The following is a 22,376-nucleotide window of genomic DNA, read 5'->3' on the forward strand; positions in this document are numbered from 1 at the left end:
CACCAACAAATGAACCGCTAGCGCAGGCAAGCCAGCTCCCACATCTGGCCGCGTACATTCAAGACAACGCGGTCGAATGTGGGAGCTGGCTTGCCTGCGATGCAGACGACGCGGCCCACCTGAAAACACGCAAAAAAAAGCGGAACCCGAAGGCTCCGCTTGTTCAAACCACCAACCCGAATCAGGCCAGCTTCTTGTGCCGTACACGATGGGGCTGCGCAGCGGCCTCACCGAGGCGTTTCTTGCGATCGGCTTCGTATTCGGTGTAGTTGCCTTCGAAGAACACCGCTTGGGAGTCGTCTTCATACGCCAGGATGTGAGTGGCCACACGGTCAAGGAACCACCGATCGTGAGAGATCACAATGGCGGCGCCCGGGAAGTCCAGCAGGGCTTCTTCCAGGGAACGCAGGGTTTCAACGTCGAGGTCGTTTGACGGTTCGTCGAGCAGCAAGACGTTGCCGCCTTCTTTCAGGGTCAGGGCCAGGTGCAAGCGACCGCGCTCACCACCGGACAGGTCCTTGACGAACTTCTGCTGATCGCCGCCCTTGAAGTTGAAGCGACCCACGTAGGTGCGCGACGGGATTTCATAGTTGCCGATACGGATCTGGTCGGAACCGTCGGAAATCTGCTGGAACACTGTCTTGCTGCCGTCGAGGTCGTCGCGGCTCTGGTCCACGCAAGCCAGCTGCACGGTTTCGCCGACTTCGATGGTGCCCGAGTCCGGTTGTTCCTTGCCCATCAGCATGCGGAACAGGGTGGATTTACCCGCACCGTTACCGCCGATCACGCCAACGATGGCGCCTTTAGGCATGGAGAACGACAGGTTGTCGATCAACACGCGATCGCCGTAGCCCTTGCAGACGTTCTTGAACTCGATGACCTTGTCACCCAGGCGCGGACCGGCCGGGATGTAGATTTCGTTGGTCTCGGAACGCTTCTGGAATTCCTGGGACTGCATCTCTTCGAAACGCGCCAGACGGGCCTTGGATTTCGACTGACGTGCCTTGGCGCCTTTACGCACCCATTCCAGCTCGTCTTTCATGGCCTTTTCATGGGCCGACTGCTGCTTGGATTCGGCGGCCAGACGGTCGGACTTGGCTTCCAGCCAACCGGAGTAGTTACCCTCGTAAGGGATACCGGCGCCACGGTCGAGTTCCAGAATCCAGCCGGCAACGTTGTCCAGGAAGTACCGGTCGTGCGTGATCGCAACCACGGTGCCCGGGAAGTCGTGGAGGAAGTGTTCCAGCCAGGCGACGGAGTCGGCGTCCAGGTGGTTGGTCGGTTCGTCGAGCAGCAGCATGTCGGGCGCCGACAGCAGCAGGCGGCACAGGGCCACACGACGCTTTTCACCACCGGACAGGTGCTCAACCTTTGCGTCCCACGCCGGCAGGCGCAGCGCATCGGCGGCGACTTCCAGTTGGCGATCCAGGTTGTGGCCGTCGCTGGCTTGCAGGATGGCTTCGAGCTTGGCCTGTTCTGCCGCCAGCTTGTCGAAGTCGGCGTCTTCTTCGGCGTAAGCCGCGTAGACCTCGTCCAGGCGCGCCTGGGCGTTCTTGATCACGCTGACCGCTTCCTCGACCACTTCACGCACGGTCTTGGTCGGGTCCAGGATCGGCTCTTGCGGCAGGTAGCCGATGTTCAGGTCGGGCATCGGGCGGGCTTCGCCGTCGAACTCGGTGTCGACGCCGGCCATGATTTTCAACAGGGTGGATTTACCCGAACCGTTGAGGCCGAGCACGCCGATCTTGGCGCCCGGGAAGAAGGACAGAGAAATGTTTTTCAGGATTTCCCGCTTCGGCGGAACAACTTTTCCCAGCCGATGCATGGTGAAGACGTATTGAGCCATGGTGAACCTAGCGTCAGTGACTGATGAATTAAGCGGGCGAAGCCCGTGCCAGGCCATGCGCCGCACGGGCCGTTGATGACGATCAATGCCTGTGTACGGTAGATGCCTGATTGTGTGGGGCTGGAACGCCCTCGCGTAACCGGCAAAGCTACCTGAATGCGGGTGGTCAGTCCAGCCAGGCAGGGCTGGCACTTTGCCACAACACAAGGCATGCTAGCCGCCCTCCGGGCGTCCGGCTTATAGTGCACGTCGCGCGCCAGTCCAGCCAAACCGCAGGATCACAGTTTGTCCAACGTAACGCCGCCCACTCCCCTGCGCGCCGCTCATATAGCGCCGGGAGCGCCCCTGCACGGCACCCTCAAGGGCGCATTGGCGACGCTTGTCTTGCTGCTGCTCGCGTTATTGTTCTGGCAACTGCTGGACCAGTTGCAGCAAAACCAGAAAAACCAGCAGCAATACACCATCGACTACAGCGCCGACCTGGCGGAACAGATCAGCCTGAACATGGCCCTCAGTGCGCAGATCGCGCTGAACCTGCTACCGATCGTCGAGCCGCCGCGGGACACCGAACAGCAACAAATCCTGATGCGCACCCTGCAACGCTCCCTGCCGGAGTTGCGCAGTGTCGCCCTGCTGGCCCCCAGCGGCGCGATGATCAGCGACAGCGCCAACGACAGCCAGGACAGCGCCTGGCTCGAAGAGCTGGTCAAGCGCAGCCACGCCCAGTCCTATTACCTGAGCAACAACAACGACGGCACTGTCATCTACCTGCTGCTGCACCAGCCGAGCGGCGGCACGAAGATGTACTGGGCCCTGCGCCTGGCGCCCAACTACCTGGCCAACCTGACCCGCCAGGACGGCCAGGGCCAGCGGCCGATGTGGGTCATCGAAAACCGCCTCAACCACCGGGTGGTCAGCCGGGACAGCGGCATGCCGGCCCAGTGGGCCTCGGCGTTGACCCCGGACGAATTGAACAAAAGTGTACTGGTCACGCCCCTGAGCAAAAGCGACTGGCAACTGCGCGGCCTGTTTGACCGCGCCGCCGTGCTGGAGCAACTGCTGCCGGCGTTTATCGGCAAATGCCTGCTGGGCCTGGCCTTCTCCCTGATCCCGGTGATCGTGCTGCTGAACATGCGTCGCCGCCAGCGCCAGGTGCACGAGGGGCGCCGGCGCTACCAGGATATTTTCGAAGGCACCGGCGTTGCCCTGTGCGTGCTTGACCTCTCGGGCTTGCGTGCGTTCTTCGACAAGGCCCAGCTAAAAAGCCGTGAACAGCTGCAACAACTGCTGCACGACAGCCCGGAGCAACGCCAGCAACTGCTCAACGAACTGCGCATCACCGAGGTCAACCAGGTGGCCGTGCGCCTGCTTAATGTCGCCTCGTGCGAGCAAGCCTGGGAGCGCCTGATTGACGCCTGCCCGTCGAGCCCCACGGCCATCGGCGACCAGGTGATCGACGCGGTACTGAGCCAACAGAAGCAGCTTGAACTTGAGATCCGGCTCAGCGATGTGGAAGGCAACGACCAATACCTGTGGCTGGTGATGCGCCTGCCGGAACAACAGGACGACTTCAAGGCCGTGATCCTGAGCATCAGCGACATCACCAGCCGCAAGCTGATTGAGCTGTCGCTGGTGGAGCGCGAAGGGTTCTGGTCGGACGTGGTGCGCACCGTGCCCGACCACCTGTATGTGCAGGACGTGATCAGCCAGCGGATGATTTTCAGCAACCATCACCTCGGCCACACCCTGGGCTACAACAAGCCCGAGTTGCAGCAGATGGGCGAGTACTTCTGGGAAATCCTGCTGCACCCCGAAGACGCCGAGCGCTACCACGACCTGCGCCTGCACCAGCGCCAGGCCGGTTACCTGAGCCAGTTGCAGTGCCAACTGCGCTTTCGCCATCGCAACAACCAATGGCGGCGCTTCGACATCCGCGAACAGGCCCTGGCCCGGGACAAGACCGACCAGGTGACCCGCATCATCGGCGTGGCCAAAGACGTCACCGACCAGATCGAGGCCAGCGAATCCCTCCGGGACAGCGAACAACGCTACCGCATGCTGGCGGAAAGCATCAGCGACGTGATCTTTTCCACCGACAGCAAACTGGCCCTCAACTACGTCAGCCCTTCGGTGAACGCGGTGCTGGGCTATGACGTGGACTGGATCTTCGAAAACGGCTGGCAGTCGACCATTGCCAACCCGCAGCAACTGAGCGGCATCTACACCCTGGTGGAGCAAGTCAGCCGCGCCCTGGACCAACCGGAATCGCTGGCCGCCCTGCGCAACGACGTGCAGACCCAGCTGTTCCTGTTCGACTGCCTGCGGGCCGACGGGCGCAAGATCCCCATCGAACTGCGCCTGGTACTGGTGTGGGACGAACACGGCGCGTTCGAAGGCATCCTCGGCGTGGGCCGCGATATCAGCCAGCAGCGCCGCGCGGAAAAAGACCTGCGCATGGCGGCCACGGTATTCGAACACTCGACGTCGGCGATCCTGATCACCGACCCCGCCGGCTACATCGTGCAGGCCAACGAAGCATTCAGCCGGGTCAGCGGCTACGCCGTGGCGGACGTGCTCGACCAGTTGCCGAACATGCTCACCGTCGACGAGCAGCAGGAAGCCCACCTGCGCTACGTGCTCAAGCAATTGCACCAGCACAGCACCTGGGAAGGCGAAGTGTGGCTCAAGCGCCGCAACGGCGAGCATTACCCGGCGTGGGTCGGGATTACCGCCGTGTTCGACGACGAAGGCGACCTGGCCAGCTACGTGTGTTTCTTCAGTGATATCAGCGAGCGCAAGGCCAGCGAACAGCGGATCCACCGCCTGGCCTACTACGACGCCCTGACCCACCTGCCCAACCGCACGCTGTTCCAGGACCGCCTGCACACCGCGTTGCAGTCGGCGGAACGGCAAAAGTCGTGGGTGGTGCTGATGTTCCTCGACCTCGATCGCTTCAAGCCGATCAACGACTCCCTGGGCCACGCCGCCGGCGACCGCATGCTCAAGGAAATGGCCACCCGCCTGCTGGGCTGCGTGGCCGAAGACGACACCGTGGCGCGCATGGGCGGCGACGAGTTCACCTTGCTCCTGCAACCTCGGGTCAGCCGCGAGATGGCGCTGAACCGCGCGATCAGCGTAGCCGAGCAGATTCTGGCCAGCCTGGTGAAGCCGTTTGTGCTGGAAGGCCGCGAGTTCTTTGTGACCGCCAGTATCGGCATTGCCTTGAGCCCTCAAGACGGCAACGAATTGAGCCAGCTGATGAAAAACGCCGACACGGCGATGTACCACGCCAAGGAGCGCGGCAAGAACAACTTCCAGTTCTACCAGGCCGACATGAACGCCAGCGCCCTGGAACGCCTGGAGCTGGAAAGCGACCTGCGTCATGCCCTGGAACAGAACGAATTCGTGCTCTATTACCAACCGCAGTTCAGCGGCGACGGCAAACGCCTGACCGGCGCCGAAGCCCTGCTGCGCTGGCGCCATCCGCGCCGCGGCCTGGTGCCGCCGGGGGACTTCATTCCGGTGCTGGAGGAATTGGGGCTGGTGGTGGACGTGGGCGACTGGGTGATCAGCGAAGCCTGCCGCCAACTCAAGACCTGGCACCAGAACAAGGTGCGGGTGCCCAAGGTGTCGGTCAACATCTCGGCCCGGCAGTTCTCCGACGGGCAACTGGGCGAGCGCATCGCCACCATCCTCAGGGACACTGGCCTGCCGCCGGCGTGCCTGGAGCTGGAGCTGACCGAAAGTATCCTGATGCGCGAAGTCAACGAAGCGATGCAGATCCTCGCCAGCCTGAAAAACCTCGGCCTGAGCATTGCGGTAGACGACTTCGGCACCGGTTATTCGTCGCTGAACTACCTCAAGCAATTTCCCATCGACGTGCTGAAGATCGACCGCACGTTTGTCGACGGCCTGCCCTCCGGCGAGCAGGACGCACAGATTGCCCGGGCGATTATCGCCATGGCCCATAGCCTGAACCTGGCGGTGATCGCCGAGGGCGTGGAAACCCATGAGCAGCTGGATTTCCTGAGGGAGCACGGCTGCGACGAGGTGCAGGGCTACCTGTTCGGACGGCCGATGCCGGCGAGCCGGTTTGAGGCGCAATTCAGCAATGATGCGCTGTTCATGTTCGACTGAGAGCGTGTAATGCGGCTTTTGTGGCGAGGGGGCTTGTCCCCCGTTGGGCTGCGAAGCGGCCCCAAAACCTGCCACCGCGATCTATCTGAATAACCGTGTGAGCCCTGAATGGGGCTGCTGCGCCGCCCAACGGGGGGCAAGCCCCCTCGCCACAAGGGCACCACTCATCCCCAAGTGAATCCCGCTTGTCCGCGACATGATGTCCTTTCATATGCCATCTAAAACCCATTGGGTTAGAATGCGCTTCTTTTCTGCCCCCGATCCTTGAGGACCGCCATGTTCAGCCGTGATTTGACCATTGCCAAGTACGACGCCGATCTCTTTGCCGCCATGGAGCAAGAAGCCGTGCGCCAGGAAGAGCACATTGAGCTGATCGCTTCGGAAAACTACACCAGCCCTGCGGTTATGGAGGCTCAAGGTTCGGTTCTGACCAACAAGTACGCCGAAGGCTACCCAGGCAAGCGTTACTACGGTGGTTGCGAGTACGTCGACATCGTTGAGCAACTGGCCATCGACCGCGCCAAGGAACTGTTCGGCGCCGATTACGCCAACGTCCAGCCACACGCCGGCTCCCAAGCCAACAGCGCCGTTTACCTGGCCCTGCTGCAAGCGGGCGACACCATCCTGGGCATGAGCCTGGCCCACGGCGGTCACCTGACCCACGGCGCCAGCGTTTCCTCCTCCGGCAAGCTGTACAACGCCGTTCAGTACGGCATCGACGGCAACGGCCTGATCGACTACGACGAAGTCGAGCGCCTGGCCGTTGAGCACAAGCCAAAAATGATCGTGGCCGGTTTCTCTGCCTACTCGCAGATCCTGGATTTCCCGCGCTTCCGCGCAATCGCTGACAAAGTCGGCGCTTACCTGTTCGTCGACATGGCCCACGTGGCCGGCCTGGTTGCCGCTGGCGTGTACCCGAACCCGGTGCCATTCGCTGACGTCGTGACCACCACCACCCACAAGACCCTGCGCGGTCCACGTGGCGGCCTGATCCTGGCGCGCGCCAACGCCGAGATCGAGAAGAAGCTGAACTCCGCCGTATTCCCGGGCGGCCAGGGTGGCCCGCTGGAGCACGTGATCGCCGCCAAAGCGATCTGCTTCAAGGAAGCCCTGCAGCCTGAGTTCAAGACCTACCAGCAGCAAGTGGTGAAAAACGCCAAGGCCATGGCCGGTGTGTTCATCGAGCGCGGTTTTGACGTGGTGTCCGGCGGTACTGAGAACCACCTGTTCCTGCTGTCCCTGATCAAGCAGGACATCTCCGGTAAGGATGCTGACGCCGCACTGGGCAAAGCCTTCATCACCGTGAACAAGAACTCGGTCCCGAACGACCCACGTTCGCCGTTCGTCACCTCCGGCCTGCGCTTCGGCACCCCGGCTGTGACCACTCGTGGCTTCAAGGAAGCAGAGTGCAAGGAACTGGCTGGCTGGATCTGCGACATCCTGGCGGACCTGAACAACGAAGCAGTGATCGATTCTGTTCGTGAGAAGGTCAAGGCCATCTGCAAGAAGCTGCCGGTATACGGCGCTTGATTGCAGTGGTTTGAATGAAAAGCCCGGCTCTTGAGCCGGGCTTTTTTATGCCGGTTTTCAAATTGAAATACGGTTAAGTGTGGGAGCTGGCTTGCCTGCGATAGCGGTGTGCCAGTTGATATACCTGTGACTGACACACTGCTATCGCAGGCAAGCCAGCTCCCACATTGACCGCATTTCAAGTCAGGGTTGATAGACCCGTGCAAACCCTTCGCGAATCTTCTCTTCCGGCAACTCGTCGGCAATAAACACAATCACACTCTCCCGCGCCTCACCCTCGGCCCATTCGGTGTCCCAATCGAACCCGTAGAGCTTCAGCACGCCCTGGAACACCATGCGCCGGTCTTCCCCGGCAATGTTCAGCACGCCCTTGTAGCGCAGCAACTGCTTGCCGTGGTCTTCCAGCAGTTCGTTCATGAACTCGCTGAGCTTGTCGATATCCAGCGGCTGGTCGGTGCGCAGCACCAGGCTCGAGATACGGTCGATGGAGGGCGCCTGGCTCACCGGGCGCAGGCTCATGCCGGCGTTGAGGTTGAAGCCGCGCACATCCAGCAGTTCGGCGAGGTCGATCTTGCCGTGTTCCACCACACGAATCGGTGCCCGGCGGTTGATGCGGGTCAGGCGCTCGCTCAGGGCGTCGAAGGTGGCGTCGTCCACCAGGTCGCGCTTGCTCACCAGCAAACGATCGGCAAACCCGATCTGCGCCTGGGCGATGGTCTGGGTCAGGTGATGCTCGGCGTGGGCCGCGTCCACCAACGTGATGATGCCGTCGAGGATGTAGCGCTCGCGCAGTTCTTCATCGATGAAAAAAGTCTGGGCCACCGGCGCCGGGTCGGCCAGGCCGGTGCACTCGATCACCAGGCGGTCGAAGGCGATCTCGCCGCTGTCCAGGCGTTCCAGCAGCAGGTACAGCGCCTTGGTCAGGTCGGTGTGGATGGTGCAGCAGACGCAGCCATTGGACAGGGTCATGACTTGCACCGGCTCGCTGCCCAGCAGTTGGGTGTCGATACCGGCGTCGCTGAATTCGTTTTCGATCACGGCGATTTTCAAGCCGTGCTCGGCCTTGAGCAGGTGACGCAACAAGGTGGTTTTACCGGCGCCGAGAAAGCCGCTGAGGATGGTGACGGGAATGGGAGAGGACAAAGACAGTTCTCCTTATAACGGAAGGAACACAAAACAAATGTGGGAGCGGGCTTGCTCGCGAAGGCGGTGTATCAGTCAGCACCTACATCAACTGACAGACCGCCTTCGCGAGCAAGCCCGCTCCCACAGTGGATCACCGCAAGCCCGAGTACCGGGTCAGCAGCACTTGGGCCCACCCTTGCCGCCGTAACGGGCCTCCTGGCGTTCCCGGAAGAACGCCTTGTAGTCCATCATCGGCTTGTCCGGGTGTTTGGTTTGCATATGCTCGACGTAAGTGTCGTAGTCGGGCATGCCGACCATCAGGCGTGCGGCCTGACCGAGGTATTTACCGAGGCGACTGATGTCATTGAACATGATTGCAATCCTCTATCAAGCGTCCGGGATGGCCTGGAAGGGCGCTTCTTTATCCGTACGTTCCTTTTTACCCCAGGCGGCAATGCCGACCTTGAGCGCATAGAACAGGATGCTGAACACCACGAACAGGAACAGCGCCGTCAGCGTTGCGTTGGTGTAGGCGTTCCAGATCACGTGTTGCATCTGGTCGATGCTCTTGGCCGGTGCGAGGATCTGGCCGCTGGCCAGGGCATCGCTGTATTTCTTGGCCAGCGACAGGAAGCCGATCGCCGGGTTGGCGTCGAACAGCTTGATGAAGCCTGCCGTCACGGTGCAGATCAGCAGCCAGACTGCCGGCAGCATGGTCACCCAGATGTAGCGCTGGCGTTTCATTTTGATCAGCACAACGGTGGCGAGCATCAGCGCGATACCGGCCAGCATCTGGTTGGAGATACCGAACAGCGGCCACAAGGTGTTGATGCCGCCCAGTGGGTCGATCACGCCTTGGTACAGCAGGTAACCCCACATCGCCACACAACCGGCGGTGGCAATCAGGTTGGCCGTCCAGGACTCGGTACGCTTGAGCGCCGGTACGAAGGAGCCGAGCAAGTCCTGAAGCATGAAACGACCGGCACGGGTACCGGCGTCGACGGCGGTCAGGATGAACAACGCTTCGAACAGGATTGCAAAGTGGTACCAGAAGGCCATGGTGTTTTCACCCGGCAGTACGCTGTGCAGAATCTGCGCGATACCGACCGCCAGGGTCGGCGCACCACCGGCACGGGCCAGGATGGTGGACTCACCGATGTCATGGGCCACCGCCTGCAACATATCCGGGGTAATCGCAAACCCCCAACTGCTGACGGTTTGCGCCACGGTCACCACGTCGGCACCGACAATCGCGGCCGGGCTGTTCATGGCGAAGTACACGCCTGGCTCGATCACCGAAGCGGCAACCATCGCCATGATGGCCACGAACGACTCCATCAACATGCCGCCGTAACCGATATAACGGGCGTGCCCTTCACTGGCCAGCAACTTGGGCGTGGTGCCCGAGGCGATCAGTGCGTGGAAACCCGAGACCGCGCCACAGGCAATGGTGATAAACAGGAACGGGAACAGGCCGCCCTTCCACACCGGACCGGTGCCATCGATAAACTGGGTCAGCGCCGGCATTTTCAGGTCGGGCATGGTCACCAGGATGCCGATCGCCAGGGCGATGATGGTGCCGATTTTCAGGAAAGTAGACAGGTAGTCACGTGGTGCGAGGATCAGCCACACCGGCAACACGGCGGCCACAAAGCCATAACCCACCAGCATCCAGGTGATCTGGATCCCGGTGAAGCTGAAGGCCTTGGCCCATACCGGGTCTGCGGCAATCTGCCCGCCCAGCCAGATCGAGCCCAGCAGCAACAGCACGCCGACAATCGAGATTTCGCCGATGCGGCCCGGGCGGATGTAACGCATGTAGACGCCCATGAACATCGCGATCGGGATGGTCGCCATCACCGTGAAGATGCCCCACGGGCTTTCGGCCAGGGCCTTGACCACGATCAGCGCCAGCACCGCGAGGATGATGATCATGATCAGGAAGCAGCCAAACAGCGCGATGGTCCCGGGCACACGGCCCATTTCTTCGCGGACCATGTCCCCCAGGGAACGGCCGTTGCGGCGGGTGGACAGGAACAGGACCATGAAGTCCTGCACCGCGCCCGCCAGTACCACGCCGGCGATCAGCCATAACGTGCCGGGCAGGTAGCCCATCTGCGCCGCCAATACCGGGCCGACCAAAGGCCCTGCGCCGGCAATGGCCGCAAAGTGGTGACCGAAAAGGATGTGTTTGTTGGTCGGCACATAGTCCAGACCGTCGTTGTTGAGCACGGCGGGGGTAGCCCGCAGTGGATCGAGCTGCATCACATGGTTAGCGATGAACAGACTGTAGTAACGGTAAGCAACCAGATAAATGGCCACTGCTGCGACCACAATCCACAAGGCGTTGATCGCCTCGCCGCGGCGCAAGGCCACTACGCCCAGGGCGCACGCTCCTACGATTGCCAGCAGCAGCCAGGGTAGATGGCGTAGCAGGCTATTATTATTTTTCATTTTTATATTCCAGCCAGGGTGGACAGAAAGACAGCCATCCCGAGTTTAGCGCTACTGGCTTCAAAGGCCACCCCCCTACGTTGGTCTAGAGCCTTGCCGGGGCGAAAAAAACAGAAATAATCGCCCCATGATGGCGCAGGGCTACAATTCCTTTATCCACAGAGGGTTCCACCATGAGCGAACAGCCTTCAGACCGACGCCGTTTCCGCCGCATTGCCTTCGATGCCAAGACCGAACTGGTGCAAGACGGCCATGTCTGGCCGGTGCAGTTGGTGGATGTGTCGCTCAAGGGTGTGCTCGTGCAGCGGCCGCAAGACTGGCACGGCCATCGCTACGAATCGTTCGACGTGGACATTCACCTGGACGCCGAGACCGACGTGAAGATGCAGGTGCGCCTGACCCATGACGATCATGGGCAGTTGGGCTTTGTGTGCGAGCACATTGACCTCGACTCCATCAGCCACCTGCGGCGGATAATCGAGTTGAACCTCGGCGATCAGGAAGAACTGGAGCGGGAATTGGGCGCCTTGTTGGCGATCTGAAAATGTGGGAGCTGGCGTGCCTGCGATGGCTGTGTGTCAGTTTGCATATCAATTAGCTGATACACCGCCATCGCGGGCAAGCCCGGCTCCCACAGGGGTGATGTGTGGCTGGCGACTATTCGAATAGCGCATCCAGCGCCTGCTCCAGGCGCGTCACCCCGATCACTTGCAGCCCCGGCGGCATTTCCTTCGGCGCATTGCCCTTGGGCACGATCGCCCGCTTGAAGCCATGCTTGGCCGCTTCTTTCAGGCGCTCCTGGCCGCTGGGCACCGGGCGCACTTCACCCGACAGCCCCACTTCACCGAACACCAGCAGGTCATGGGGCAATGGCCGGTTGCGCAGGCTGGACATCACTGCCGCCATCAACGCCAGGTCGGACGCGGTCTCCAGCACCTTGACCCCACCCACCACGTTGAGGAATACGTCCTGGTCATGGGTGGGAATCCCGCCATGGCGATGCAATACCGCCAGCAACATCGCCAAACGGTTCTGATCCAGACCCAACGTGACACGACGGGGGTTGGCCAAGTGGCTGTCATCCACCAGCGCCTGCACTTCCACCAGCATCGGCCGGGTGCCTTCCCACGTTGCCATCACCACACTGCCCGGGACTTCTTCCTGAGCGCGGGTGAGAAAAATCGCCGACGGGTTGGAGACTTCTTTCAAGCCCCGGTCGGTCATGGCGAACACGCCGAGTTCGTTGACCGCGCCAAAACGGTTCTTCACCGCCCGCAACAAACGCAACCGCCCGTCGGACTCACCTTCGAAATACAGCACGGTGTCGACCATATGCTCCAACACCCGTGGGCCGGCCAACGCGCCCTCTTTAGTCACGTGGCCCACCAGGAAAATCGCGGTGCCGCTCTGTTTCGCATACCGCACCAGCAACGCCGCGCTTTCCCGCACCTGGGACACACCACCCGGGGCCGATTGCAGTTGTTCGGTAAAGATCGTCTGGATCGAGTCGATCACCATCACCTTGGGCTTTTCCAGGCGCGCGGTGGCGATGATGCTTTCGATGCAGGTTTCGGTCATCACCCGCAACTGGTCCTGGGGCAACCCCAGGCGGCGGGCGCGCATGGCCACTTGTTGCTGGGACTCTTCGCCGGTGACGTACAGCGCCGGCATGCGGCTGGCGATGCTGCACAGGGTTTGCAGCAGGATTGTGGATTTGCCGATGCCCGGGTCACCGCCGATCAGCACCACCGAGCCATCCACCAGGCCGCCGCCCAGCACCCGGTCCAGTTCGCCGGAGGCGGTGGAGAATCGCGGGATTTCTTCGACGCTGACTTCGGCCAGGGTCTTGATCTGGGTTTGTTGCCCGGTCCAGCCGGAACGGCCGCTGGGGGCCACAGCGCCGCCGCTTTCGATCATGGTTTCGGTCAGGGTGTTCCAGGCACCGCATTCCGTGCACTGGCCGGCCCACTTGGGAAAGGTCGCGCCGCACTCCGTGCAGCCATACATGCGCTTGGCCTTTGCCATTTGAGAACCTCCAACCGAAAAACCGCGATGATAGCTCAGCGCGGCGCCGGGGTACGGATTTCACCACTGGCCAAACGTGAAGCGCTGTTGCCGATCGGGTCTTCGGCATTCAGGTCGGCGCCCTTGGCTTTCAGCTCATCCAGCAGTTCCACACGCTTGAACAGCCCGGCATACATGGCCGCCGTTTGTCCGGCGCCGTTGCGCTGGTCGGGGTTGCAGTGGGTGGCAAGCAGACGCTGGGCGATTTTCAGCTCGCCCTTGAAGATGGCGCCCATCAACGCGGTATTGCCGCGCTTGTCCTGCACGCAGGCATCGGCACCCGCCGCGAGCAAACGGTCCACGTAGGCACCCTCGCCGTGGTAGGCGGCGAGAATCAGCGCGGTGTAGCCTTTTTCGTCCTGGGTGTTCAGCGAATAGCCGGACTCGATGAAGGTATTGAGCATGTCCACGTCGCCACGGCGGGCGGCGTCGAAATAATAATCCTGGAGCTGGGCTTTCACCGCTTGCGGGTCGGGCGACTCGGCATGGGCGGTAACAGCCAGGAAGGCGGTGAATAGAGCGATATAGAGACGCATGGGGTTTCTCCTGCCAGGTGTCGACGCCCCTTCGGGCGCCGACAGGGGCCAACCAATCAGTCAGTCAGCTTTTCAGCCAGTGCCTTGACGCGGGCCAGGTCACCCTTGGCAACTTTGGTCACGCCGGTGCCGTACTCGGGGTCAGCCTTGTAGAGGAACGACAGGATGATGTGCTTGCTCTCGTCATCGGTGGTGGCCAGGGAGCCGCCGAAGTTGTCGATCAAGTCCTGACGCTCTTTCTTGCTGTACGAACGGTACAAGTCACCGGCCTGCTTGAAGTTCTGCTCACGCTGGATCTTCGCCTGCTGGGTGCTGCCCGACAGCGCCGACTGGCTGTAACGGGCGGTTTGCGGTTCTTCCCGTGGCAGCAGGCGGCTTGGCTGGTAGTTCACGCCCGTGGTGGTTTTGCCGAAGTTCATCGCGCCGTCCTGGTTGCCGTTGTTGACGGTCACCCGGGGTGCGTTGATCGGCAGTTGCAGGGCATTTGGCCCCAGGCGGTACATTTGTGTGTCGGCGTAGGAGAACACCCGGCCTTGCAGCAGGCGGTCTTCCGACGGCTCAATGCCCGGCACCAGGTTGGCCGGCGCCATGGCCACTTGCTCGGTTTCCTGGAAGACGTTGGCCGGGTTGCGGTCCAGCACCATCTGCCCGACTTTACGCTCCGGCACGTCTGGCCAGATCTTGGTGGCGTCCAGCGGGTCGAAATCAAACTTGGCCAAGTCTTCCGGTTTGAGCACTTGCACGTACAAATCCCACTTGGGGAAGTCGCCCTTATTAATGTGCGTGACCAAGTCATGGGTCATATGGCTGTAGTCACGACCCTGCACTTCAGTGACTTGTTTAGGGTCGAGGTTCTTGATGCCTTGCAAACTTTTCCAGTGAAACTTGACGTAGTGCACTTCGCCCTTGGCGTTAATCAACTTGTAGGCGTGTACACCATTACCGTCCATTTCCCGATAACTGGCCGGAGTGCCGGAGTCCGAATACAACTCGGTCAATGTGCGGGTGGACTCTGGAACATGGGAGAAGAAGTCGAAACGACGGGAGTCGTCATCCAGGTTAGTGCGCGGGTCGGGTTTAAACGCGTGCACCATGTCCGGGAACTTGATGGCATCCCGAATAAAGAACGTCGGGAAGTTATTGCCCACCAGGTCCCAGTTACCTTCGGCGGTGTAGAACTTGGTGGCGAAGCCGCGCGGGTCACGCAGGGTTTCCGGCGAATGGTTGCCATGAACTACCGCAGAAAATCGCACAAATACCGGAGTGGCTTCGCCAGCGGCAAATACCTTGGCCTTGGTCAGGTCGCTGAGGTTGTCGGTGACGGTGAACGTACCATGGGCGCCGGTGCCACGGGCATGCACCACCCGCTCCGGAATACGCTCGCGGTCAAAGCGCTGCAACTTCTGGATCAGTTGCACGTCTTGCAGCAAAACCGGGCCATTGGCACCGGCCGTTTGCGAGTTCTGATTGTCACCGACCGCCGCGCCATTATCCCGGGTGAGGTTGGCGGCTTGTACAGACAACGAAAGAAGACTGGCGCTCACTACGAGCAGCACCTGTCGCGCAGAAATAGGCCTGCGCAGAATAGGGGTTTTCATCGAGGTTTCCTCTGGTTTTATTAGTGCACATTGAGTTGTGCTTGCCAGAGGCTAGTGACCCGTGAGTCAGAAGATAAGTAGAAAAGTCTTACCGTCCCGATTAAAAAAATAAGGTGGTAACCCGCTGAAATAGCGGGTATTCCGCGCGCGATTGGTGGCACTTTGCAAACTATTTGCGATTTAATGTGTCGATAAAAACGGACACTGTAAGCACTTGTGTCGCGCAAGCGGCGCCACACTGTCTTACACTGGCCTCTACCTCCTCATCTGTAACAAGGAATAACCTATGGGCGTGTTAAGTGAGTTCAAGGCCTTCGCGGTCAAAGGTAATGTGGTCGACATGGCCGTCGGTATTATCATCGGTGCCGCCTTCGGCAAAATTGTTTCCTCATTTGTAGGCGACGTGGTGATGCCCCCCATCGGCCTGCTGATTGGCGGCGTCGACTTTGGTGACCTGGCCGTAACGCTCAAGGCCGCCCAGGGCGATGCGCCTGCGGTGGTGCTGGCGTACGGTAAATTCATTCAGAGCGTGATCGACTTTGTGATCGTCGCGTTTGCAATCTTCATGGGTGTGAAGGCCATCAACCGCCTGAAGCGTGAAGAGGCCGTGGCGCCAACGTTGCCACCGGTTCCGACCAAGGAAGAAGAGCTGCTGGGGGAGATCCGCGATCTGCTCAAGGCACAGAACAGCAAGCCCGAGTAAGCTCGGCCAATAGAACAAAGGCGCCTGCGGGGCGCCTTTTGTTTACCAGTAGTTTTCTACCGCCACCTGACCGGGCCGGCGGGTCAGGCTCAGTTGCATGTCGCGCTGTTTCAACAGCTGGCGCGTGTCGTCGATCATCTGCGGGTTACCGCAAATCATCACCCTGGAATGCTCGGGGGTCAGCTCGATGCCGGCAGCACGCTCCAGTTCGCCATTTTCGATCAGGGTGGTAATCCGCCCATTCAGTGCGCCGGGATATTGCTCGCGGGTGACGATGGGAATGTAAGTGAGCTTGTGGGCGTGTTCCGCCAGGTACTCGCGTTCACCCAGTTCATGGATCAGTGACTGATAGGCCAACTCCCGGGCCTCCCGCGCGCTGTAGACCAGGATGATGCGCTCGAATTTTTCCCACACCTCGAAGTCCTGCAGGATCGACAGAAACGGCGCAATGCCAGTCCCGGTGCCCAACAGCCAGAGATCGCGGCCATCCACAAACCGGTCAAGGGTGAGGAAGCCCGTGGCCTGGCGCTCCACCAACAAGGTATCGCCCTCACGCAGGCGGCTCAGTTCACTGGTGAACTCACCGCCCGGCACCACGATGGAGAAGAAATCCAGGTGTTCATCAAACGGCGAGGACACCACCGAATAGGCACGCCACACAATGCTGCCATCGGCCTTGGTGACGCCCAGGCGCACGAATTGGCCGGCGCGAAATCGAAAGCCCGGGTCCCGGGTCGTACGCAGGGTAAACAGGCTGGGGGTCAGGGATTGCACGTCAAGCAACGTCTGGCGGGTGAATTTTTCAGCACTGGCCGTCATGGGGAACTCCGTTTTGCACAGACTCCTAGTGTCCCTCAAAGCAGCGCCTGGAAACACCGCTGGTTTGTACTGGCATTGCCGCCACGAGGGGCTAGGGATGCAGGTTTTTTCTGAAAAGCTAAAATAGCAACCCTTCAATTTGTACTAACTATTTAGCTATTTGCTCACACCCAATCAGCGATTAGATGGTGTAAGGCATATAAACACCATCAAAGTGACATTAAGGACAAGCCATTAATAACACTAAACATTCCGCATTAAACACAGACAACTTATACAAAGCGTTTAATTCTGTAGAGCGCCTGGCCTTCTAAAAGCCCGTCGGGGATAACTAATTTTTCATTTTTACACCCGGCTCGTGTCCTACACTGATTTTCGGGTCGATCCTGAGAGGCGAGCAGTCCCAAGTCACAGATAGAAAGGGAAAACTCATGGAGATGTACAAATGGTCAACTGGCGCAATACTCGCTTACCCAAACTGGAAGGCGAGAACGAAATCACCAGTATGTATGAAGCGGCCCTGAATCTTACCTACGAGCTCGACTTCCAATACTGCGCATTCACACTAAGCTCTCACTCACAGCAAAACCAAACGAAGACCGTTCGCATCAACAACTATCCAAATGAATGGAATGTACTCTACAAACAGGAACACTACTTTGACCTGGACCCCGTTGTGGCACATTGCAAACGTTCGGTGCTGCCGATCGTCTGGGACGAGAACACGTTTTCCTCGGTGCCGGACCTATGGGTGCATGCTCAGTCCCACGGCTTGAAATTTGGATGGACCCAGTCGGTCCATGACTTTCAGGGCGTGTTCAGCATGCTGAGCCTGGGGCGCGACACCCGCCCCGTGGGCCCTGAAGAACTCTATGAAAAAGCCGGGCAGGCCCTCTGGCTTTGTCACGCCCTGCACGCCGTCGTGGCACAGAAGTACGCCGACAAGCCCGGCCTGCAAACGCCCAGCAAGTTGACACCGCGCGAGACCGAAATCCTGCAATGGTCAGCACTGGGCAAAACCGCCTCGGACATCGCCACTATTCTTTGCCTGTCCGAACGCACCGTGGGGTTTCACATCGCCAGTGCCATGAAGAAACTGGGGGTCAACAACAAGATTGCCGCAGTGATGACAGCCGTCAAGGCGGGCCTGTTTTAAAACACAGAATGTAATCCCTTGGAAAAAAACGTAACATTTGCGGCCAGTTCCGGGTGATGACGCCAGCCCCAAAAGCCCCCGTCGCCGTTCACCCCGATGGTTCGTTTACCCAGAGTCTCCCCCGCCATGCCCCTGCTCGACAGCCCGTTCGCCCAACTCGATCTGATCCGCCAGCCAGAACAGCACAACGACCCGTTGCAAGCCTTTGATGCGGCCGACGAGTATTTGCTCGGCCACCTGGCGCAGCAGCAACCGGCCCCGGCCACGCGTGTACTGGTGCTCAACGACAGTTTCGGCGCCCTGGCGGCCAGCCTCGAAGGGCAGGTGCAGGTCACCTCCAGCGGCGACTCGTTCCTGGGTGCCCTGGGCCTGGAAAAAAACCTGGCGCGCAACGGCAAGGCCTTCGACGCGGTAACGTTCCTGCCCGCCAGCCAGACGCCGGTCGGGCCGTTCGACCGCGTACTGATCCGCGTGCCCAAGACCCTGGCTCTGCTGGAAGAACAGCTGATTCGTCTGCAAGGCCAGCTGGCACCCGGCGCCGAGGTGATTGCCGGGGCGATGGTCAAGCACCTGCCACGGGCCGCCGGGGAATTGCTGGAGCGTTATATCGGGCCGATGCACGCCTCACTGGCGGTCAAAAAAGCCCGCCTGCTGATCGCCACCCTGGCCGATCGGCCACACGCCGTGTCGCCCTACCCTACGCGCTACAGCCTGGAAACCCCGGCCATCGAGTTGCTCAACCACGCCAACGTGTTCTGCCGCGAAGGCCTGGACATCGGCACCCGTGCCTTCCTGCCGCACCTGCCGCAAAACCTGGGCGGCGCCCGCGTGGCCGACCTGGGCTGCGGCAACGGTGTACTGGCGATTGCCAGCGCGCTGCAAAACCCCGAGGCGCAGTACACGCTGGTGGATGAGTCGTACATGGCCGTGCAATCGGCGGCCGAAAACTGGCGCGCGGCGCTGGGTGAGCGTGAAGTGTTGATTCACCCCGGCGACGGCCTGGCCGATCAGGCGTCGCAGTCGCTGGACGTGGTGCTGTGCAACCCGCCGTTCCACCAGCAGCAGGTGGTGGGCGACTTCCTCGCCTGGCGCATGTTCCAGCAGGCACGGGAAGCCCTGGTAGTGGGCGGCGCGCTCTATATAGTTGGTAACCGCCACCTGGGTTATCACACGAAGTTGGCGCGTTTATTCCGCGGCGTCGAGCACGTGGCGACTACGCCGAAGTTCGTGATTCTCAAGGCGCGCAAATAAAAAAGCCCTCCATAAAGGAGGGCAATACGTACAACGGGATGTCAGTGGGTGGTCAGGCCCGCGGCATTCATGAACATGCGCATCAGGCTGGCCACCACGAACAGGGCCAGGACGCTGCCGGTCCAGATCATCGCCAGCCAGCCCAGGCGCTGCCAGAGCGGCTTTTTCTCGGCCTGTTCGATGTCGTGTAACGAAGGTTTGCCGGACATGAGTCAATCCTCCTAGTGATAACCGTCTTCATGGGTGACCTTGCCGCGGAACACGTAGTAGCTCCAGAAGGTGTAGCCCAGGATGAACGGGATGATGAACAGTGTGCCCACCAGCATGAAGCCCTGGCTTTGCGGCGGTGCAGCGGCGTCCCAGATGGATACCGACGGCGGGATAATGTTCGGCCACAGGCTGATCCCCAAGCCGCTGTAGCCAAGGAAGATCAGCACCAGGGTCAGCAGGAACGGCGTGTAGTGCGCATGGCGGGCCACGGCGCGAATCAGACCGTACATGGTCACCAGCACCAGGATCGGCACCGGCATGAACCAGAACAGGTTCGGCAGGGTGAACCAGCGTGAAGCGATTTCCGGGTGGGCCAGCGGCGTCCAGAGGCTGATGATACCGATCACCGCCAGCACCACGAACGCCAGGGGCCGGGCCAGGTTGTGCATCTTCTCCTGCAGGCTGCCTTCGGTCTTCATGATCAGCCAGGTACAGCCCAGCAGCGCATACGCCACGATCAGGGCTACACCGCAGAACATCGTGAACGGCGTCATCCAGTCCAGGGAGCCGCCGGCAAACTGGCGGTCGACCACCGGAATCCCATCAATGAACGCCCCCAGCGCCACGCCCTGGAAGAACGTCGCCGCCAGCGAGCCGCCGATAAAGGCCTTGTCCCACAGGTGGCGCTTGTCGTCCTTGGCCTTGAAGCGGAACTCAAAGGCCACGCCGCGAAAGATCAGCCCGATCAGCATCAGCATCAGCGGCAGGTACAGCGCCGAAAGCACCACCGAATAGGCCAGCGGGAACGCGCCAAATAGCGCGGCGCCCCCCAGTACCAGCCAGGTTTCATTGCCGTCCCACACAGGGGCAACCGTGTTCATCATCACGTCGCGGTCGACCTTGCCCGGGATAAACGGGAAGAGAATGCCGATGCCCAGGTCGAAGCCGTCCATGACCACGTACATCATGATGCCGAAGATGATGATCACGGCCCAGATCAGCGGAAGATCAATACCCATGGCTCAGTTCCCCTTATTCGAGCTGTCGCCGTGATCGGCGTCATGGCTGTCATCGGCGGCCGACAATGGCCGGGCCGGTGTGCGTTTCTGCCCGGGGCCACCATGGCTGACCTCTGCACCTTCGTTGATCACCGGCCCTTTGCGCACCAGGCGCATCATGTAGCCCAGGCCCGCACCGAACAGCGCGAAGTACACCACCACAAACAACACCAACGTAATGCTCATCTGCGCAAAGCTGTGGTTGGACGAGGCATCTGCCGTGCGCATCAGCCCGTAGACCACCCACGGCTGACGGCCGATTTCGGTGGTGAACCAGCCGGCGAGAATCGCGATCAGCCCGGACGGGCCCATCCACAACGCCAGGTACAGGAACGGCTTGGACGTGTACATCTTGTCGCCCTTGCGCAGCCAGAGGCTGAACAGGCCGGTGAAGATCATCAGGAAGCCCAGGCCCACCATGACCCGGAACGACCAGAACACGATGGTCGAGTTGGGGCGATCCTCAGGCGGGAAGTCCTTGAGGGCCGGCACCTGCTTGTCCAGGGAGTGGGTCAGGATCAGGCTGCCCAGGTATGGGATTTCCACGGCGAATTTGGTTTTTTCGGCCTTCATGTCCGGCCAGCCGAACAGGATCAGCGGGGTGGGTTCGTCGCCGATATTTTCCCAGTGGCCTTCAATCGCGGCGATCTTCGCCGGTTGATGCTTCAGCGTATTGAGGCCGTGGAAGTCTCCGATCACGGCCTGGATCGGCGCGACAATCAGCGCCATCCACATCGCCATCGAGAGCATGGTGCGGATCGCCGGGCTGTCCTTGCCGCGAAGCAAGTGCCAGGCCGCCGAAGAGCCGACGAAGAACGCGGTGGCAACAAACGCTGCCGTGGCCATGTGCATCAGTCGGTAGGGGAACGACGGGTTGAAAATCACGGCCAGCCAGTCGGTGGGAATCACCCGGCCATCAATGATTTCAAAGCCCTGTGGCGTCTGCATCCAGCTGTTGGAGGCGAGAATCCAGAAGGTCGAGATCAGGGTACCGACGGCCACCATCACCGTGGCAAAGAAGTGCAGCTTGCGCCCGACCTTGTTCCAGCCGAACAGCATCACCCCCAGGAAACCGGCTTCGAGGAAGAACGCCGTGAGCACTTCATAGGTCAGCAGCGGGCCGGTGACGGCGCCGGCGAAGTCCGAGAAGCGGCTCCAGTTGGTGCCGAACTGATAGGCCATGACCAGACCGGAGACCACGCCCATGCCGAAGTTGACAGCAAAGATCTTCGACCAGAAATGGTAGAGGTCACGGTAAGTGTCGTTGTGGGTCTTGAGCCACAGGCCTTCCAGCACCGCAAGGTAACTGGCCAGGCCAATGGTGATGGCCGGGAACAGGATATGGAATGAGATGGTGAACGCGAATTGAATTCGGGCGAGATCTAGCGCCTCCAAACCGAACATAAGTCTTCCTCTGTCAGGTAATACCGAATGCTGGCTGGAGGCCTGCACCGACTGCCCCCACGGATATGGAGTGTGGCGAATTCAAATTCGTTTCTTTTTTAACCAGCCACGCAGGGATTCTGGCCTTGCGGCCGCCAGAGCAATCCCGGCGAGGGTTTTGATCTGGATCAAGCATTGCTGAAAGAGTAGTCCCATTTTCGCAGGAGCATGGCGTGGTCTTTTGCCGCGTGACAGGTTGCCTCAGTGGTGAGTAAACATTGTCTGTGGCGGGGGTGGGTGGGTGCTGGGTGTTGGGTGCTGGGTGTATATCCGTTATTTAGGTAACGGCGGCTTAGGGTTCCGCCCTTACGGCGGGTCACTTTTGGAAAAGAGCCCCAAAAGTAACCAAAAGGGCTCTTGCCCCACCACTCGGCACCTCGCCTAGGCTCGGTGTGCCCGCACTCCGGCATTGCTCCGCGGGCCGCCGCGACGGGGCGTCCCTGCCC

General features: G+C 60.6%; 17 protein-coding genes. 6 read left to right on the forward strand and 11 right to left on the reverse strand.

The annotated features are described in order from the left end of the window. Positions 1 to 181: 181 nt before the first annotated feature. Complete coding sequence (ettA, locus tag HX855_RS21075; protein WP_177084388.1) at positions 182 to 1,846, reverse strand: energy-dependent translational throttle protein EttA; 1,665 nt, start codon at positions 1,844 to 1,846, stop codon at positions 182 to 184. 285 nt (positions 1,847 to 2,131) lie between these two features. Between ettA and HX855_RS21080 the strand changes: the two genes are divergently transcribed. Both HX855_RS21080 and glyA read left to right on the forward strand, forming a co-directional pair. Then, positions 2,132 to 5,983, forward strand: coding sequence for a bifunctional diguanylate cyclase/phosphodiesterase (locus HX855_RS21080; protein ID WP_177084389.1), 3,852 nt, complete (start codon positions 2,132 to 2,134; stop codon positions 5,981 to 5,983). 276 nt (positions 5,984 to 6,259) lie between these two features. After that, positions 6,260 to 7,513: a serine hydroxymethyltransferase gene (glyA, locus tag HX855_RS21085; RefSeq protein ID WP_177084390.1), complete on the forward strand. Its 1,254-nt coding sequence runs from the start codon at positions 6,260 to 6,262 to the stop codon at positions 7,511 to 7,513. Between the two features lie 183 nt (positions 7,514 to 7,696). Here the strand turns inward: glyA and yjiA are convergent, their stop codons facing one another. The 3 genes from yjiA to HX855_RS21100 all read right to left on the reverse strand — a co-directional run bounded on the left by yjiA (position 7,697) and on the right by HX855_RS21100 (position 11,092). Continuing rightward, entirely contained in the window at positions 7,697 to 8,656 is a 960-nt protein-coding gene (gene yjiA, locus HX855_RS21090; protein ID WP_177084391.1) for a GTPase, read from the reverse strand. Between the two features lie 156 nt (positions 8,657 to 8,812). Then, entirely contained in the window at positions 8,813 to 9,010 is a 198-nt protein-coding gene (locus tag HX855_RS21095) for a YbdD/YjiX family protein (protein ID WP_003176208.1), read from the reverse strand. A 15-nt stretch (positions 9,011 to 9,025) separates the two neighbouring features. Continuing rightward, positions 9,026 to 11,092, reverse strand: coding sequence for a carbon starvation CstA family protein (locus HX855_RS21100; protein ID WP_177084392.1), 2,067 nt, complete (start codon positions 11,090 to 11,092; stop codon positions 9,026 to 9,028). Positions 11,093 to 11,265: 173 nt separating this feature from the next. Between HX855_RS21100 and HX855_RS21105 the strand changes: the two genes are divergently transcribed. Next, positions 11,266 to 11,634, forward strand: a complete 369-nt coding sequence (locus tag HX855_RS21105) for a PilZ domain-containing protein (RefSeq protein ID WP_177084393.1) — start codon at positions 11,266 to 11,268, stop codon at positions 11,632 to 11,634. A gap of 115 nt (positions 11,635 to 11,749) precedes the next feature. On the opposite strand, the gene radA is transcribed toward HX855_RS21105, so the two are convergent. From radA to katB, 3 genes are read right to left on the reverse strand one after another with little or no spacing between them, the layout of a single operon-like run. Further along, positions 11,750 to 13,117: a DNA repair protein RadA gene (gene radA / locus HX855_RS21110; RefSeq protein ID WP_003215821.1), complete on the reverse strand. Its 1,368-nt coding sequence runs from the start codon at positions 13,115 to 13,117 to the stop codon at positions 11,750 to 11,752. A gap of 35 nt (positions 13,118 to 13,152) precedes the next feature. Continuing rightward, complete coding sequence (locus tag HX855_RS21115; protein WP_177084395.1) at positions 13,153 to 13,692, reverse strand: ankyrin repeat domain-containing protein; 540 nt, start codon at positions 13,690 to 13,692, stop codon at positions 13,153 to 13,155. 56 nt (positions 13,693 to 13,748) lie between these two features. Then, positions 13,749 to 15,290, reverse strand: coding sequence for a catalase KatB (katB, locus tag HX855_RS21120; protein ID WP_177084397.1), 1,542 nt, complete (start codon positions 15,288 to 15,290; stop codon positions 13,749 to 13,751). A gap of 286 nt (positions 15,291 to 15,576) precedes the next feature. Here katB and mscL point away from each other — a divergent pair, with 286 nt between their 5' ends. Continuing rightward, positions 15,577 to 15,993, forward strand: coding sequence for a large-conductance mechanosensitive channel protein MscL (mscL, locus tag HX855_RS21125; protein WP_010174913.1), 417 nt, complete (start codon positions 15,577 to 15,579; stop codon positions 15,991 to 15,993). 42 nt (positions 15,994 to 16,035) lie between these two features. Here mscL and HX855_RS21130 read toward each other — a convergent pair whose 3' ends face one another. After that, positions 16,036 to 16,812: a ferredoxin--NADP reductase gene (locus tag HX855_RS21130; RefSeq protein WP_177084399.1), complete on the reverse strand. Its 777-nt coding sequence runs from the start codon at positions 16,810 to 16,812 to the stop codon at positions 16,036 to 16,038. 445 nt (positions 16,813 to 17,257) lie between these two features. On the opposite strand from HX855_RS21130, the gene HX855_RS21135 reads away from it, so the two are divergent. Together HX855_RS21135 and HX855_RS21140 are read left to right on the forward strand one after the other, a co-directional pair. Next, the gene (locus tag HX855_RS21135; RefSeq protein WP_177084401.1) at positions 17,258 to 17,968 is read left to right on the forward strand and encodes a LuxR family transcriptional regulator; all 711 of its coding nucleotides are present in this window, start codon (positions 17,258 to 17,260) and stop codon (positions 17,966 to 17,968) included. 126 nt (positions 17,969 to 18,094) lie between these two features. Then, entirely contained in the window at positions 18,095 to 19,219 is a 1,125-nt protein-coding gene (locus tag HX855_RS21140; RefSeq protein ID WP_177084403.1) for a class I SAM-dependent methyltransferase, read from the forward strand. A gap of 41 nt (positions 19,220 to 19,260) precedes the next feature. Here the strand turns inward: HX855_RS21140 and HX855_RS21145 are convergent, their stop codons facing one another. The 3 genes from HX855_RS21145 to HX855_RS21155 are packed head-to-tail and all read right to left on the reverse strand — an operon-like array spanning position 19,261 to position 21,891. Then, positions 19,261 to 19,428: a DUF2474 domain-containing protein gene (locus HX855_RS21145; RefSeq protein ID WP_003215809.1), complete on the reverse strand. Its 168-nt coding sequence runs from the start codon at positions 19,426 to 19,428 to the stop codon at positions 19,261 to 19,263. Between the two features lie 12 nt (positions 19,429 to 19,440). Then, entirely contained in the window at positions 19,441 to 20,448 is a 1,008-nt protein-coding gene (gene cydB / locus HX855_RS21150; RefSeq protein ID WP_177084405.1) for a cytochrome d ubiquinol oxidase subunit II, read from the reverse strand. 3 nt (positions 20,449 to 20,451) lie between these two features. Continuing rightward, the gene (locus tag HX855_RS21155; protein ID WP_177084407.1) at positions 20,452 to 21,891 is read right to left on the reverse strand and encodes a cytochrome ubiquinol oxidase subunit I; all 1,440 of its coding nucleotides are present in this window, start codon (positions 21,889 to 21,891) and stop codon (positions 20,452 to 20,454) included. Between the last annotated feature and the right edge of the window lie 485 nt (positions 21,892 to 22,376).

Origin of the sequence: Pseudomonas sp. IPO3778 (genome assembly GCF_013386825.1) — a bacterium.
In the GTDB taxonomy this organism is placed as follows: Bacteria; Pseudomonadota; Gammaproteobacteria; order Pseudomonadales; family Pseudomonadaceae; genus Aquipseudomonas.